The sequence below is a fragment of the Pantoea sp. NGS-ED-1003 genome, from assembly GCF_000738765.1.
In the GTDB taxonomy this organism is placed as follows: Bacteria; Pseudomonadota; Gammaproteobacteria; order Enterobacterales; family Enterobacteriaceae; genus Pantoea; species Pantoea septica.
This window is the reverse complement of sequence record NZ_JPQA01000001.1, coordinates 205,938-221,950: the sequence shown is the minus strand read 5'-3', so window position 1 is coordinate 221,950 and position 16,013 is coordinate 205,938. Positions and strand designations below refer to the sequence as shown.

At 60.5% G+C, this 16,013-nt stretch carries 4 protein-coding genes; 1 reads left to right on the top strand and 3 read right to left on the bottom strand.

Annotation, left to right across the window (positions count from 1 at the left end):
* Positions 1-5: 5 nt before the first annotated feature.
* The 3 genes from JS46_RS01005 to JS46_RS00995 form a co-directional block, all read right to left on the bottom strand.
* A complete protein-coding gene (locus JS46_RS01005; RefSeq protein ID WP_051905532.1) occupies positions 6-11,855 on the bottom strand; it encodes a hemagglutinin repeat-containing protein in 11,850 nt (3,949 codons plus the stop codon).
* Positions 11,856-11,867: 12 nt separating this feature from the next.
* A complete protein-coding gene (locus JS46_RS01000) occupies positions 11,868-13,532 on the bottom strand; it encodes a ShlB/FhaC/HecB family hemolysin secretion/activation protein (RefSeq protein ID WP_033746930.1) in 1,665 nt (554 codons plus the stop codon).
* Positions 13,533-13,880: 348 nt separating this feature from the next.
* On the bottom strand, positions 13,881-14,789 hold the full coding sequence (locus JS46_RS00995) for a LysR family transcriptional regulator (RefSeq protein ID WP_033746927.1): 909 nt from the start codon (positions 14,787-14,789) through the stop codon (positions 13,881-13,883).
* 105 nt (positions 14,790-14,894) lie between these two features.
* Here JS46_RS00995 and JS46_RS00990 point away from each other — a divergent pair, with 105 nt between their 5' ends.
* Complete coding sequence (locus JS46_RS00990; RefSeq protein WP_033746924.1) at positions 14,895-15,983, top strand: NADH:flavin oxidoreductase; 1,089 nt, start codon at positions 14,895-14,897, stop codon at positions 15,981-15,983.
* The last annotated feature ends 30 nt before the right edge of the window (positions 15,984-16,013 follow it).

Genomic DNA, 16,013 nt, shown 5'->3' with positions numbered 1-16,013 from the left:
TTTCCTTACTTTATTGGCTTCAACTTTGGTGGTGCTGGATTTTTATCTGGGAATGCAGTGATGATCTTACCACTCGCTGGTTCGTAGACTACTCGCATACGTACATCATCACGAACTTCCCATGCAACCCACCTGGCTGGCTGTCCTGCTTTTGTATAAAAGCTTCCAGTGCCAGTTTGAGCATACCATTGAGTATCTGGAGAGGTTGCAATGTTCCCAACAACATGAACGATTTTATCGGCTGACCATGTCGGTGGATAAATAGTCTTTCCTGGATTACCTGGGTATAAATGCCCGCCACTGTTCATATTCTCCCCGTATAAAATATGCTGCTTCGCCTCTGGCGAAAGGATATCAACATACTTCCGGTTTTCTGGGCTAATGTTAGTGTTATTATCCGGGAATATGTTTTTTCCTATTGATTGACCATTTTCTTGCCAAACTGAAGGACTGCCCGCCGATGGTGTCCCCTTATCTACTTTGGAGATAGTACCCTGTCCAGACATCCCTCCAAATATCGCTGCTGTGCCCAGACCTACATTCAGACCACCATCCATATAGTTGCCATCGGCTATCTGACCTACACCAGTACCAACCTGATGGGACCCGCCAGCAACCAGCGTACCCCGTACCAATGCACCCGGAACACCAGGAAGAACCAGTAGCGCATCTGTTCCTACTGCTGCCTGACCTGACTGTATACTGTAAGCTTTCAAATACCCTAGCGCCTCATTGTAGGCTTTAGCATCCGCAGCCGATGCTACAAAGGCCCCACCTTTAACAAGCGCCTGAATTGCTTCTGCTGCCTGCTGCTCTGAGTAACCAAACATTGTCTGAAGTTCATATCCATATTGATTGAGCAGTCCGGCAAGTTGCTGCTTTTCTACCTCATTCAGTTGGCCTTTTTGATACTTATCCAGAAGAACATTACTTGCTTTGTCTTCATTGGTTAGTGTGACAATATTCCGAGAGGCCTCCAGCAGGTTCTTGCCGGCTTTCTGATCTTCGAGAGCTTTATTCAGGGCATCATTCTTTGACGGACTCAGCGTATTATTCTCAACCGCATTCTTCCCGGCCCCCGCCCCGGTCCCGCCTCCCAGCGTCGAATCCGATGCGATCCCACCCGCCAGCCCTGCCGCCATCTGGCTCAGCGCGCTCACCGTCTGCTTCTGGCTCTCCGTCAGTTCGCGGATGTCCGTGTCCGGATACATCACCTTCACGATGGCTTTCGCCGCCAGCTCTCCGCCTGCCGCACCCGCTGCGCCTGCCGCCGCGCTGCCGCCCGCTATCTGCGCCAGCACCGCGCCTGCGACCGCGTGCGCCATAGTGTTCGCCAGCACGTCGGTGTGCGGGTTACCCTGGGCGTCATAGCTTGTCGTGGCTTTCTTGATGGCGTTAGCGAGGTACGGCGCCATCGCGCCGCCCGCTGCGGCACCCAGATTGCTGGCGCTCAGCCCGCCCAGCGCGCCCGCCACCGCGGTCATCGCCATCGAATAGGTGCCGCCCGTGCCCCACTGCGCCGCCGCCGCTTTGTAGCCCGGGTCGCTCTGCACGATTGCGCTGAGCTGGGTCTGCGTGAGGCGGGCATAGTCAGGATGCTCTTTAAGCAGGCGCTCTGAGGTCTCTTTGGCGGCCGCATCCAGCTTCCACGCTTTCACGTCGCCGACAACGTTTCCTGCCAGCTGCTGGACGCCCTGCGCAAACGCCATCTGGTTGTTGACTTTCTCCTTGTCGAAAATCTTGTCGATGTGGCCGTTGGCGTTTTCCGTGTCGCGGCTGAGGCCCGTCACGTCCTGCGTCTGATGCTGAGCGTCGCGCACCGTGATCGTACCGTCCGCCACCGCCGAGCGCGTGGTGCCGGAGGCGCTGCCGCTCATGTTCACAAAGGTCGGTAGCGCGCCGCCCGCAAACTGCTGGCCCGGCGCATTCTCGCTGTCATAGCCGCCGCTGATGCCGAAGGAAGCGCTGCTGGCGCTGTAGGAGGCGTGATTATCAATGCTGTCCCAGCCCAGCGTGCCGGTAGACAGGCGGTTATTCGCCGCATCCGCAGTGGAGGCGATGACCGCGCCGTTAAGCTGTGTATGGTTGCCGACAAAGATGTCATAGCCGCCGTCGCCCGCAAACAGCCCGCTCTGGTCGCCAACGCTGGCGTACTCGCTGTTTATCTTGCTTTTGCTGAGGCTCAGCCCGGCCGAACCGCCCGTGCCCCAGGTGAAGCTGAAGCCGCCGCTGGCGCTCTGCTGTTTGCTCTGATAGTTATCGATGTCCTGCAGGCTGGTGAGCGTGAGGTTATTGCCTGCGTTGACGCTGATGCTGTCGCCCAGCGCCTGCGCGCCGGAGAGCAGCATGTCGTTGCCGCTGCTGAGCGTCAGTTTATCCTTCGCGTTAACGCGGCTGTTGACGTGGGTCGTGCTGTCGCCGTTCTCACCGCCGCTGGCCATATAGCCGCTGGCCTGTACGCCGAAGCCGGTTTGCTTACCGATGGCGGCATGCACACCAGCGCTCCAGCCGGATGATTTGTTGCTGCTCTGCTGTTCGGTATGGTTGCTGGCGGCGACCAGGTTCAGGTCGTGCGCGGCGGCCAGCGTCACGTCTTTGCCAGTGATAGCGCTGCCTGCCAGCGTCAGATCGCCGCTGGCGCCGTTCGCGCCGATGGCAACGACGGCGACGCTACCGCCCCCGCTGAGCGAACTGCCGCTGACGGTATTGCTGCTATATTCCGATGAGGATTTGCTCTTGCTGGACCCAACGTTAAGCGCGATTTTAATGCCGACATCGTCGATTTTGCCATTTGCCAGCGCCAACGCAGAATCTTTGGCCGCGCCTGACATCGCCCAGCCGCTTTCCAGCATTTTCACGGCGTTAAGCGCCTTCAGGCGATCGTCCCCTGCCTGGCTGGCCTCTTTCGCCTGCGAGCCCAGGCTCAGCAGCGCGTCGGTGATGGGGCTGGTGAGCTGAAGCGTCAGGCCGCTCTGCTTCTGCTCATAGCTCTGACGTCGCGTCAGCGTGTCGTTGCCCGGATCGATAGTAACCGATCCGCCAACAAGGCTGATATCCTGCTTCGCGATCACGTCGGAACCCGCCACGCGCGCATCGTGACCGGCAATCAGCGTCACGTTGCCGCCGGTGCTGCCGATGGTGCTGGCGCTCTGGCTCTGGGTGGTACCGTCCTGCTTCAGCTGCTGTTTCGAGGAGGCGCTGCCAAAGGTCACGCCAATGCCGCCGCCGCTGAACATGCCGCTCTTTTTGGTTTCGCTCAGGCGATAGCTGGTTTGGGTATCGGTAGCCGCCGCGATGGTGAGATCGTTCCCGGCTTTCAGGCCCACATCGCCTTCGCCAATCACTGAGGATCCTTTCACCGTCAGGTCATTGCCCGCGATGATTGAAACGCGATCGCCGCTCAGCTGCGAGGCTTTCTCAGCGGTGGCGCTCTCTTCGCTGATGGTGTGGGTGGTCTTTTTGCTGAACAGCCCTTTTTTGGTTTTCGTCTCTTCTTTGTAAGCGTAATCGCTCTCCGTGGCGGTCGTGATGTTCACGTCATGACCAGCCTGCAGCGCCAGATCGTTGTTCGCAGTGAGAGTGCTTGCCTGGCTGGTAATATCATTTCCAGCCACCAGCGTAGCGCTGCCGCCGCTGACAATCTCAGTGCCCTGCTGACGTACCGTTTCATTAATAACGGTTTTCTTGCTGCCGCGTTCGCTGTTGCCGGTTCGGCTCTCTTCCGCGTTCAGGTTGATATTGCGTCCGGCCTGCAGCCCGACATCGCCGTCTGCAACAATTGCTGCTGCCTGGCTGGTGAGATCCTGACCTGCAGCCAGCACCAGATCCCCACCCGAAGAAATTGTCGTGCGATCTGAACCAGAGCTGTGCGTTTCCTTGTTCCCCTTGCTCTGCTTGCTGCTCTCACTGGTTTGCGCGGCGTTAAGCTGCAGATTGTTTGCCGCGCTGAGGGTGGCATTGCCTTTGGCACTAACATCACTGGCCGTAATCGCCACATCGTGTCCGGCCTCAATAAGAAGGTTACCGCCAGCACTGACCCGGCTTCCCTGATAGGAAACTTTGTCGTTCTGAACTGGCTTATAACCACTGCCGGATGTTGTGGCTAGCTGGTTGGCATTCAGGGCAATGTCGCCCCAGGCGCTCATTAACAGATTGCTGCCTGAGGAGAGGGATGCTCCTTCAAGCGTAATATCTTTACCCGCATTGAGTGTTAAGGATTGGTCTGCAGTGATGGCGGCAATGCTGCCAGTCTGAACGTTTTTCAGGCTATTACTGACTATCCCAAGCGGATTAGACAATGTGATGTTGTTGATGCTGCCATTCAGCGTTTCCAGTGCGACGGTTTTGCCCTGAAGGACGCTGCTGACATTGTTGATATCACCAATTGCGCTGAGATTCAGGCTGTTACCCGCTTTCACAAGCCCATCATTCAGGTTACTGATACTGTTCTGGCTATCGAGAGACAGGCTGTCTGATGCCAGCAGCGTACTGCCGCTGTTAGTTAATGAGCCGGCGGTCACGTTGACATTTTTAGCGGCAATCACGCTACCGTTATTAACGGCTGTATCTTTAGCTGAAAGGTAAAGTTTAGGCACCATGACGGTTTCGCCGTTAATGGTCGTCGACTCCCACCACAGAATGCTATGGTCGAGAGAGGCAATCTGATCGGCGGAAAGTGATACGCCAAACTGCAGCCCCAGCGACTGTTTAGCCGCCGCGGCGTTATCCATCAAATACTGCATCTGTTCCAGGTCCGACCCGATGCCATTCAGATACTGGCTGCCGGTCTGGTTTAGCACCACATTGCTGACGTAACGGGTATCAAAAGCCGCATCGCCGAGGAATCGATAGTCTCGCTCAGGTTTCAGATTGAGGCGGTCGAGCAGGTATGAAGAGCCAAGGAAAGCATTCGCATCCGTATACTGCTGACGATTTTCCTTTGGCGCGCTGCCAGGCTGTTTTCCCAGCAGCGTATTGAGATCGCTAAACAGACGAGTGTCCAACTGACCCATCCCATCCAGCTTCGGGTTGACCGTGATGAGATAAGGACTTGAGGAACTGGTGGAAACAACGAAATAGCCGTTGTCACTGACTGGTATCGGATACGCGCTAATATCAACCGCTCTACCCTGAAAGTTTTTCAGCGTGGTTCCTTTGGCATCAGACCCGGCATCTTTCAGGGCATTTGACACACCAAAACCGACGCGGCCTTTCTGGCTGACGGACCTGTCAGCAAGAGCTGTAGTATCATTGCTTTCCGCTGCCAGCGCACCAGCGCCGCTGATCTGTAAAAGTGCGTTCTGGACCTGGTCTTTCCACGCAGGGGAGTTCACCGCGACTTTGTCTGCTGTGCCAAGTGATTGCTTCTGAGCCGTTCCACCTATCGTCTGCTGAGTCAGCGTGTTTAATACCGGTGCGTTAAGCGTGTTTACGCTTCCGCTAACATGCGGATCGGTGGAGGTGTTACTGATGTTCTGACTGAAGTCAGCATTGATGGTATTCCCCGCCTGAATGACGCTACGGTAGACGTTACCACTGCCGGTCGTTTCATATACCGGGCTGCCATCAAGCGTGTAGCCAAATGAGCTTGAGGACGCGCCACCGTTATAACGGTAGATCTGGTAAACCGTTGTCGTGCCATCCGTCCAGCTCTGGTTATTCAGCTGATCGCCTGACAGCGCCATATTGTTACGGGCAAGCAGAGTGGACGCGGAATTGTCCATCTGCGCGGCCTGTACATTCAGATCCCTGCCTGCCGCAATACGTCCTGCTCCTCCGTTGGCAGTGGCGGTCACGGCAATCGACTGATACGCCACCTTTTGCACCTGAACATCAGCGTTGGGTCTGTAGCTGTATGTATAGGTATCCCAGTCATCACCATGTCCATGATGATGTTGGCTGCCACTAACGTATTGGCTGTAATCACTGGACTTAAACCACGTAAACGGGATCCTGACATTGGTACCATTCGCCCATGACGGAGTAGCTAACTGAGTGACCTCATCATGAGTTCTTAGCCCATCCCGCGTATTCAGCAGATGCCCGGTCCTGATATTGATATCGCCATTCTGCGACTCAATGGTGCCCGACGTATTGATCACCTCCCTGTTAGCATTTCCCGCCGCATCGCCCTGCATCCACAGGCTGTTGCCCGCCAGCATATCCCCGCGCTGGTTGCGGATGCTGTTCGCGTAGAGCGTCAGGTTTTGCCCGGCATAAAGCAGCGCAGCGTTGACGATGCTGCCTGGCGAGCTAAGGGTCAGACTGCCCAGCGTACCGGTAAAGCCATCGACAGCGATGTCGCTGCGGCTGTTCAGGCTGACGTTGCCGCCGCCCTGTAACGTGCCGCTGCCGTTCAAGGCGATGCGGTTGCCGCTCAGGCTGCTGTCGCCGGTTCCGGTGGTGAGCTGGCCGTTATTGGTCAAATCGCCGCCCGCGCTCAGCGTCAGCGCCTGGCCCTGCAGGGTGCCCTGATTATCGATCGCGCCGTTGCTGCTGATGCTGAGCCGATTGCCCGCCGCCAGCGTGTTGCGGGCGGTAAAGCCGTTAATCAGGTTCAGGGCGGCGTCGCCGAGCGCCACCACCTGACCCAGCTGATCGAAGCCGCCGCTCTCCAGCAGCAGGTTGCCGCCGCTGAAGAGTCTGCCGGTCGCCTGCTGCGTCACCTGCGACGCCTTCACGTTAAGCTGACTGACGCCCAGCAGCGTTCCACTGTTGGTGAGCTGCGCGTAGTTCACCGTCAGGCTGCCGCCCTGCGCGGTGCCCTGATTTTGCAGCTGCGCGCCGGTCAGCGTGCCCTGCCCGTCGGCCAGCAGCGTGCCGCTGTTGCTGGCATTCGCCGCATTCAGCGTCAGCTGCGTCGCCTGCAGCCAGCCGCTGTTGGTCAGCTGCGGCGCGTTTAGCGTCAGCTCGCCGGCCAACAGCACTCTGCCCGTATTGGTTGCCGAATTGTTAGCGGTGAGGCGGCTGTTGGCGCCCTGAATCAGGCCGTAGTTATAGAGTTCCGGCGTGGTGAGCGTCAGTCCGCCCTGGCTGAGCAGCGTGCCGCTGCCCTCATTGGTCACGCGGCCGCTGGCGGTGAGCAGCAGGTTGTTGTCGCCCTGCAGGCGCCCGCTGTTGGCGACGGCCCCGGTGGTCATGGCCAGATCCGCACCCTGCACCCGTCCGGCGTTGGTGATGGCGGCGGCCTGCAGCGCCAGCCGGCCGCCGCTCAGCAGCGAGCCGTTCTGCTGCTGCGTCAGCGCGTCGCCGAGTATCACCGTCAGCCCGTTTACGCCAGAGACTTCACCGCTGTTGTCTAACGTGGTGCCGTTCAGCGTCAGGTTTTTCGCTATCCACTGTCCCTGATTGCTGAGGCTGAGCGCACTGAGCGCGGCGACGCCGTTCGCGGTAATTTTACTGCCCGCCGAGGATGAGAGCCGGTCGCGCAGGCTGAGCTGCATGGTGTCGGCGCTCTGGATCGCGCCGCCGTTGGCGAGGCTCGCGGCGTTCAGCAGAATTTGCTGCCCCTGCCACGTTCCGTTATTGGTGACGGTATCGCCGGTAATGCTTAGCGTGCCCTGCGTCAGCAGCTGCCCGCCGGGGTTATTGATCAAGACGCGCGCTGGCTGAGCCTGTACCGCCAGCAGGCGCAGGCCGCGAGCCGCTGCGGCCGGGCCCAGCGTCAGCGACTGCAGACCGATCAGGCTGCCCTGATTGGTAACACTGGCGGGCGTAATGGTCAGCGTCTCGCCCTGCACGGTGCCGCCGTTGTTGAGCACGCCGCCCCGCAGCATCATCGCTTTTTCTGCCAGCAGCGAGCCGCTGTTTTCGGCATCCTGCGCGGTAATCAGCGAAGCGCCCTGCGACATCACCTCGCCGCCGTTGCGCAGCGCGCCGCTGATCGACGCCGTAAGATTGCCGCTGCTCAGTAGCGAGCCCTGATGCTGCCAGCTCTCAGCGTCGATCTGTACGCGATTGCCCTGCAGCGTGCCGTCGCTGTTCAGATCGCGCGCACTGAGCAGCAGATCGCCGCCGCTCAGGGCCTTACCGGACGATGTCTGCGTGACGGCGTCCGTCGCCTGCGCGTCCAGCAGCGTGCTGCCTTGCCATAGCCCGCCGTTGCTGAGCGTATCGCCGCGCAGCGCCAGGCTATCCGCCATCAGCCTGCCGCGGTTGTCAAGACGGCCTGCGGTCAGGCTGGCGCTGCCTTTTGTCACCATCGTGCCGCTGTTGTCGAGCAGTCCGGCCGTAGTGCCGGTCAGCGTCGCGATGCCGTTTATCGTGCCGCTGTTAGTCAGCGCGCCGAACTGATAGTGCAGATCGCTGCCCTGCATCGCGCCAGCGTTGTTGCCGCTGTTTGCCTGCAGGCCGAGATCGCCGCCGCTCAGCAGCGTGCCCGCGCTCAGGTTGTTGAACTGACCAAAACCGGCCGAAAGCGCCGCGTCGCCCTGCACAAGACCGCGATTAGTCAGCGTATCGCCTGACGCAGCGAGCTGCTGCGCGGCCAGCGTGCCGGCGTTGTCCAGCGTCGCGGCCTGCAGCGTCGCCTGCTGACGCGCCAGCAGCACCCCGGCGTCGCCATTGCTGAACGTGCCGGTCAGACGGGTGGTGACGTTGTCCGCCGTGACCCGTCCGCTGTTGCTGAAGTCGCGTCCGTTTAAGTCGAAGTCGCCTGAGACCTGTAGCAGTCCGGCGTTGGTCAGCGTCGCTGGCGAGAGCGACAGCGAGGAGCCGCTGATAAGCTGGCCGCCGATCGCGTTGGTAATGGTCGCACTTTTGAGAGTGAGCGCGCTGTTGCCCTGCAGCAGACCTGCGCTGGAGAGATTCGCTGCCGTAACATTAAGCTGGTCCGCCGCCAGCGTACCGGCATTGCGCGTCTCGCCGCTTGTCAGGTCAAAACGCTTTTCACTCAGCAGCGCGCCGCCGTTATCCAGCAGGCCGCTGACCGCTGCGGTGAGCTGCGAGGCAGCGCGCGCGCTGCCCGGGTTCTGCCAGCGGTTTACCCGCAGATCGAGCCGATCGCCCTGCAGGCTGCCCTGGTTAACCAGATTATCGCCCTGCACCGCCAGCGTACCGGCGCTGAGAAGCTGACCGCCCGCCTGGTTGCTGAGCTGGTTGCCCTGGAGCGTCAGCGCGTCCGTGCCCTGCATCAGCCCGCTGTTCACCAGATCGCTCTGCAACGTCAGCACCTGCGCCAGCAGCCAGCCGCTGTTGTCTGTTTTGCCCGCCTGCAGCTGCACGCCCTGCTGTCCCAGGATCTTGCCGCTGTTGTTCAGGCTGTCAGCCTTAAGCTGCGCGTCGCCGACGCTGAGCGCATTGCCGCGGTTTTGCCAGTCGGCGGCCGTCAGGTTCAACCGCTCGCCCTGCATCAGGCCGCTGTTTTCCAGCTGACCAGCATTCAGCTTCAGCTCCCCGCCGCTCAGCAGAGTGCCGCTGTTGCTGAGCTGCTGGCCTGCGGCGAGCAGCGTCTGCTTGCCCTGTAGGGTGCCGCTGTTGTCCAGGGTTCCGCCGTCAATATTCAGCTGGCTGGCGGCGATCTCTCCGCTGTTAGCTAGCCTGGCGTTGTTTAGCTGCAGGGCGTTATCCGCCAGCAGCCGCGCTTCCTGCTGGTTGCTGAAACTGTCGTTGCTGGCAACGATATCCGCCGCGTTGATCTCGCCGCCGTTGATCAGGCTGGCGCCGGCCAGCGTCAGGGTGCCGCCGCTGGTGATCAGGCCCAGGTTGTTCAGCTCGGGCAGATTCAGCCCAAAGCTGTTCTCAGAGCTGACCGTGCCTTGCGCCAGGTTAGTGAGACGTTGTCCCGTCAGGCTGAGCGCTCGGGTGCCCTGAATCAGCCCGTTGTTGTCGGTTTCCCCGCTGCTCAGCCGCAGCGCCTGCTGGCTGAGAAGGCTGCCGCGGTTATCGAGATGCCCTAGCGTAAACGACGCATCCCCCAGGCTCAGCACCTTGCCGCTGTTCAGCCCGCTGTTGGCGATGACGGTTATCTGCTGTCCCTGCAGCGCGCCTGCGTTGCTGAGCGTGTCGGCATTGAGGGTTAGCTGCCCGTCGCTCAGCACCGTTCCGCGGTTGTCGAGCTGCTGGCCCTGCGTCTCCAGCGTCTGCTTCGCCTGCAGCGTCCCACTGTTGCTCAGCGCGGCGCTGTTAATGGCCAGCTGTTCGGCGGCGATTTTTCCGCTGTTGTCCAGCGCGTTGTTGTTTAGCTGCAGGCGGTGCTCCGCGAGCAGCGATCCGCCCTGGCTGTTGCCGATCGTCTCATTGAGCGCCGTCAGGTTCGCGGCGTTGATTTCACCCCGATTGGTCAGGCTGCGGCCGCCCAGCGTCACTATCGCGCCGCTGCTGATCAGGCCGCCGTTGTCCAGAGTCTGGAAATTGAGTGAGAAGCCGTTATTTGAGCTGAGGGTGCCGCCCGCCAGGTTATTGAACTGACTGCCGCTGAAGCTGAGCGCATCCGCGCCCTGCAGCAGCCCGCTGTTGTCGGTTTGCGCACTGTCGAGGGTCAGCGCAGGCGCGGAGAGCACGCCCTGGTTGAGCAGATAATCGCTGCGCACCGCCAGGCTGCCGGTACCGGCAAGGGTCGCGCCGCTGTGGTTGGTTAAGGTGCCCGCGCCCAGCGTCGTGGCCGCTGCGGCAAGTGAACCGCGGTTATCGAGCTGCTGCGCGGTGGCAGAGAGCGTTTTGCCAGCGGTAAATTGCCCGGCATTGCTCAGCTGCTTAGCCGCCTGCAGCTGAATCGTCTCGCCCGCATTTCCCCGGCTGGCCTGGTCTGCCGACAGCGTGCCGCCGCTTAAGAGGATATCCCGCCCCGCCGTCAGGCTGGCGCCTTGCGTGGTGAGATTGCCGCTGGCCGACACGGCGATGCCGGCATCGCTCACCAGCGCGCCTGGCCCGATGGCGACATCCTGCTGTGCGTTGACGGCAACCTGCCCGGCCGCTTTGTTATCGCCGCCTAGCGCGACCGACGCGCCTTTTGCCGTCAGCGACCCGCTGCTCAGGCTGGTATTCAGCGTCAGCTGTCCGCTGCTGTCGAGCTGGATATCGCCCTGTTTCGCCACCAGGTTGCCGAGGTTGACCCCCACGCCCTTTTCGCTGGAGACAAGGCGAATACGGTTGGCGTACATGCCGCCCAGCGCGCCGGTATCTACCGCCACCGACGGGGCGGCCCCCTCGCCGGCGATCGGCGTGACCGAGCCATCTGCGCCGACGCGGTTCGCGCCCACCGTCACCGAGAGATCTTTCGCATGAATGCCGGCATTGATTTCCGTGGCGCGCGCGACGATCGACACCGCGTCCGCGCTGCTGCCGTCCAGACCCTTGCCCTCGACGATCACCGCGCCTTTGCTTACCTCCAGCGCGGCGAGGTTGCCGTTCGCATCCAGCTGCGGCCTGCCGGTGGTGAGCGTGACGTTCGGCGTGTTGATAAAGCCGCAGCCGTTGCAGGTAATGCCGTACGGGTTGGCGACCATCACGTTGGCGGCTTTTCCCGCCACTTCGGTGTAGCCCTGCAGCTGCGAGCGGTTCGCGCCCGTGACTTCGTTGATGATCGCCCGCGCTTCCTGCCCGGCTTTCAGGTTGGGGTTGTTCTGGATCAGGCCGCCCAGCTGCGTCTGATTAAGCTGGCCGGTGGCATTATTGAGGATCAGTCCTTCCTGCCCGACGTTGTACTGCTGGTACTGGTTATGCGAAACGCCTGCGCCGTTCGGCGTGGCGATATTGACCACCGGCACGCCGTTGCCCGCGGCATCCATCCGGGTGCCGGGCGTGACCGGCGTAATCTGCGCCGCCACGGCGGGGAGCATCGGCTGCACGGCCACCAGATAACAGATGAGGTAGCTCAGCGCGCGGCGGGCAAGGGAAACAGGTTGACGATCGTCCATAATCTTTGCCTCTTAGAAAACCAGCCCGACGCGGGCGTAAATGCTGACGCGATCCGGCTGCAGATAGCCGGGATAGCTGAGGGGAATGCCGAGGGTGTACTGGGTGTAGAAGTAACGGCCGCGCGTGCCGAGCCCGACCGCGCCGCCCCACAGCGTGCCGGTCGCTTCCCGGTTCTGCGCGTCGCTTTTCAGCCAGCCGCCGTCCACCGCGGCCAGCGCGCTGACCTCGCCCATGAACGGCAGCGTGAACAGGCGGTAGCTGAGCTCGTTACGCAGGTAGCCGCCGGCGTCGCCGGAGAGATACTGCTCTTTGAAGCCGCGCACCGAGCTTTCGCCGCCGAGCGTCAGGCGCTCGCTGCCGTAAAGCCGGTCGGGCGACCACTGGCCATAGAGGCTGCTGAGCCACCAGAGATCGTTCGTCAGGGGGCGCTGAAAGCTGCCGCCCAGGCTCCACTTGCGGAACTGCGCCTTCGGCAGCTCGCTGTTTTTGCCCGCGTCGCTTTCGGCATCAAACCAGGACATGCCGCGGCTGAAGGTCGGATTCAGCGTCGCCACGCCGCCGAGCAGTTTTTGCGTGTGGTTCAGCCCGAGCTGCAGGCTGGTGATTTTGCGGCTGCTGCCGGAGAGCAGCGTGTGGTTAAGGAAGTTATGGCTGCTGTAGTGGTTCAGGCCGAGCTGCACGCCGGTTTTAATATCGCCGTTGCGAAACAGCACCCAGGAGCCGCTCAGGCGGTGCGCAACGTTGTCTCCGTTGCTCAGCCAGGTAAAGCCGTTGTTGACGAAGCTGCTGTGATAGCTGCTCCAGCTGTAGCTGTAGTCGAGCAATCCGTAGCCGTAAGGCACGCTGACGCCCGCCTGCAGGTTCTGCGCGTCGCGCCAGTCGCTGAAGGCGCTGCTGCGTCCGCCGCTGATAAACCAGCGGTCCGCCAGCCCGAGCAGGTTATTGCCGGTGAGCGAGGCGCTGAGCTGGCCGACGCCGGTGCTTTTCTGCCCGCTGTTGTCAAAGCCCACAGCGGCGCTCAGGGGAAATTCTGGCTTCGCGGTGAGATTAACCACGGAATAGCCCGCTCTGGGCGACGGCTGAATATCGATCTGCACCGGCGTGCTGCGCACCCGGTTAATCTGCTCCATGCCCTGCTCAATATCGCGCAGGTTGAGGATTTTGCCTTCCAGGCCGGGAAAGGCCATCGTCAGGGCGCGCGGATGCTGGCCCTCAAGACGAATTTCATCCAGTTTGCCTTCCAGCACCGGAATGGTCAGTTCGCCCTTTGATAAATCCTGTTCGGTGAGGAACGCCCTGCTGGTAATATAGCCGCGCTGCATATACCAGTCGGAAATGGTGTGCACCAGCGCGTTTATTTCCGTTAAGTTAAGGCAACGATTAATATAGGGCGCGGCAATCCTTTCCCGCTGGCGCGCAGAGAGCAGCGAGGCGTGGCGAATATCGATGGCGTGAATCGAAAAGCAGGGGCCGCCTGGCGAGGAGGCCGCAGCGGGCACGTTCTCGGGCGACACCGCGCGCCACAGGGCGTCGCGCTGCTGCTGATCCTGATTCAGTCGCTGCTGCTGCTGATTTTGAATATAATCGCGGTCGGCGGGATTTAACGGCGCCGCAATAGCCGAAGTTGTCAATAAGCTGACGCATAGCGTCAGTAACATCCCTGATTTAGCCATCATCAAAAACTTAAGTTAAGTTAATTGTTAGTATTCGTTCTTCCCTGCGACACAGAATATCACCGAAACAATGAGAAAGTTCCGGTTAAAGGCATAAAAAATTAATCTCGCCCTGGTTTTTTATAGCAAAGCGTTAAATGATAAATTAACTCAAATGGAGAGAATTAAAGATGGCAGTGCATATTGATGGATAATTAACTGGTGGGCAGCCTGATATTAACGCTTAACGTTTACCTCTCTTTTAATATGATCCGTGGCGCGACTGATAAATAAAGCAGGCACTGATGCACTGCCTCAGGCGGGAAAAGCGAGACTGTGTCGTACGACATCGCGTTACCTTTCCGGCGGGCGTTAAAGCGGATTTTCACCGTTTTGCCCGGCATCAAATTCCTGCAAAGCCGCTTTTAGCGCCTTCAGCAGCAGCGTCGTGCGATAAGGCATGTACTGTCGGGTCGGCAGCAGCGCCCAGACCGCCAGCGCGTGTCGACTGGCGTCTGACAGCGCAATCTCCACCAGCTCTCCCCGGCGCAGCTCGTCGCGAACATCGAGAAAGGTCAACTGCGCAATGCCGATCCCGGCAACGCACATCTCCCGCACGCCCTCGACGCTGCTGCAGCTGAAGCGCGCGGCGATCGGGCAGTTCACCACCTGTCCGTGCTGCTCGAACATCCAGTGCGCCACCCCGGAAATTTTCAGGCAGCGATGCTGCTGCAGAGCGCTGAGGCTGGTCGGCTGGCCATAGCGCGCCAGATAGCCGGGCGCGGCGCAGAGTATGCGTGGATTATCGGCGAGCCGGTGGGCGATCAGCGTTGAATCCTTCAGCGGTGCCAGCCGCAGCGCCATGTCATAGCCCTGCCCGACGATATCGACCACGCTGTCGCTCAGGTTGAGATCGACCCGCAGCGCAGGGTTCGCCTCCATCAGCGCAGGCAGCAGCGGCAGCAGATGGCGCTTGCCGAATTCCGACGCCGCCGTCACGCGCAGCAGCCCGCTGGCGCCCTGCGATGCTGAATTAAACAGGCTTTTGGCGGTTTCCCCTGCCTCCAGCATCAGGCGCGCATAGGGCAGAAATTCTTCGCCTTCGCTGGTTAACGATACCGCGCGCGTTGTGCGCTGAAACAGGCGCACGCCCAGTTCGCTCTCCAGCTGCGCTAACCGTCGCGAAATGGTCATGGCCGTTGCGTTAACCCGTCTGGCCGTCTCGGTAAAGTTGCCGGTGTCGGCGATGCTGCAGAAAATCTCAACGTTTTTTAAATCCATTGTAACGTTATCCGTTATACAGCTTGTCGATTTTGGCGATTATTCGCCGCTGGCCGCTGCATTACAATAGCTTCATTAGATAATCACTCAGGAGATCCTGCCGATATGGCTAAAAAACTTTTTACGGCCGGCGTTATCAACGCCACCCCCTTTAACAACCGCGCCATGGTGGCGCCGATGACCCGCATCTCCGCTTCGGAAACCGGCGTGCCGGGCGAGACAATGCAGCGCTACTACGCCAGCTTTGCGCGCGGCGGTTTCGGCGGCGTGATTTCAGAGGGACTCTATGTCGACCAGGCCTGGTCGCAGACCTATGCGTTTCAGCCTGGCATCGTGACCAACGAGCAAGTCGAGGGCTGGCGCAAGGTGGTCGACGCCGTGAAAAGCCAGGGCGCCGTGTTTATCGCGCAGCTTATCCACGGCGGCGCGCTTTCGCAGGCCAATATCTATCGCCGCTCTACCGTTGCCCCTTCGGCTGTGCAGCCGGTCGGCCAGCAGCTCGGCTTTTACCACGGTCAGGGCGACTATGCGCTGCCGGAGGCGATGAGCGAGGAGCAAATCCAGCAGGCGATTGACGCCTTTGCCGCCAGCGCAGCGCGCGCGGTTAACGCGGCGGGTTTTGACGGCGTGGAGATCCACTCCGCCAATGGCTATCTGCTCGATCAGTTCCTGACCGACTATACCAATCAGCGCACCGACCGCTGGGGCGGCAATATCGAAGCGCGCCTGGGCCTGACGCTGGCGGTGATTAAGGCGGTGCGGGCGCAAATCGGGCCTGATGCTATCCTGGGCGTGCGCATCTCGCAGGGCAAGGTCAACGATTTCCATCACAAATGGAAAGAAGGCAAAGCGGGCGCCGCGAAAGTGTTCGCACTGCTGCAGGCCGCGGGCGTGGATTATATCCACGTGACGGAATATCAGGCATGGCAACCCGCCTTTAGCGACGGCGAACAGACTTTTGCCGCTATCGCCCGCGAGGCGGCGCCGGACACCGTACTTATTGTTAACGGCGGCCTGGATACCGGCGACCTGGCTGAAGAGCAGCTTGAACAAGGCGCCGACTTTGTGGCGATCGGCAAGGCGGCGCTGGCCAACCACGACTGGCCGACGCGCGTCGCGCAGAAGGCGCCGCTGCGCGCCCTGCCGGAAAGCGTGCTATCGCCGGTGGCGAATATCAAACCAGACGAAATCTAATTTTCGCCAGCATGCCGGGCCGTTGTCATG

Excerpts from the sequence above, each read along its gene's own strand:
- JS46_RS01005 (WP_051905532.1), bottom strand. The coding sequence starts at position 11,855 with ATGGACGATCGTCAACCTGTTTCCCTTGCCCGCCGCGCGCTGAGCTAC.
- JS46_RS01000 (WP_033746930.1), bottom strand. The coding sequence starts at position 13,532 with ATGATGGCTAAATCAGGGATGTTACTGACGCTATGCGTCAGCTTATTG.
- JS46_RS00995 (WP_033746927.1), bottom strand. The coding sequence starts at position 14,789 with ATGGATTTAAAAAACGTTGAGATTTTCTGCAGCATCGCCGACACCGGC.
- JS46_RS00990 (WP_033746924.1), top strand. The coding sequence starts at position 14,895 with ATGGCTAAAAAACTTTTTACGGCCGGCGTTATCAACGCCACCCCCTTT.